Genomic DNA, 580 nt, shown 5'->3' with positions numbered 1-580 from the left:
CTCCTTGGCAAAGCGGCAACGTTAACCGCGAACAAGGTGTCTCAAAGGCGGGAAATCCGCGTTTGCGAGCGACCATGGTCGAGCTCGCCTGGCTGTGGTTGCGGCATCAACCAAAATCGGCACTGACCTGCTGGTTTAAGGAGCGCATCGCTCGCAATAGCGGCCGTCTGAAAAAGCCGATGATTGTGGCTTTGGCGCGCAAGCTGCTCGTTGCACTCTGGAAATACGTGAGCTCCGGCGTCGTGATCGAAGGTGCAATCATGAAAGCCGCCTGACGCGCAAAACAGCATCGAAAAGCAAATTCCAATCCTCAGGGTGTGATCAGCCCTGACGGATCCAGGTGAACGGACCGGGATTCCTTTTGGCTTCAACTGCCGGTCTTGAGATTGGTCCCGTTCTCCTGAGCCCGCGCCCGCGAAAGCGGGAAATTGGTGCCCGCCGTTGAAGCGGCGACCGGATGTGAGGTTGTACAGGCTCGATAACGAGCCGGTAAAGCGATGGGCTCAGACCGTGGATCCGCGAACAAAGGAGGCTTTGTGATGCCATCAAAATGAACCATTGACAAAAAACCTGATGTGAG

General features: G+C 56.0%; 2 protein-coding genes. One reads left to right on the top strand and one right to left on the bottom strand.

What is annotated here, in order from left to right:
- Window positions 1–275, top strand: a 275-nt coding sequence (locus CO656_RS29555; protein WP_144353254.1) for a transposase, incomplete at its 5' end; no start/stop codon positions are given.
- Window positions 276–367: 92 nt separating this feature from the next.
- Here the strand turns inward: CO656_RS29555 and CO656_RS30645 are convergent.
- Window positions 368–580 (bottom strand): hypothetical protein (locus CO656_RS30645; RefSeq protein WP_210202580.1); only part of this gene is annotated, 213 nt, incomplete at its 5' end.

It is taken from the genome of Sinorhizobium sp. FG01, assembly GCF_002531875.1.
Classification (GTDB): domain Bacteria; phylum Pseudomonadota; class Alphaproteobacteria; order Rhizobiales; family Rhizobiaceae; genus Sinorhizobium; species Sinorhizobium fredii_C.
This window is presented reverse-complemented; position numbering and strand designations above follow the sequence as displayed.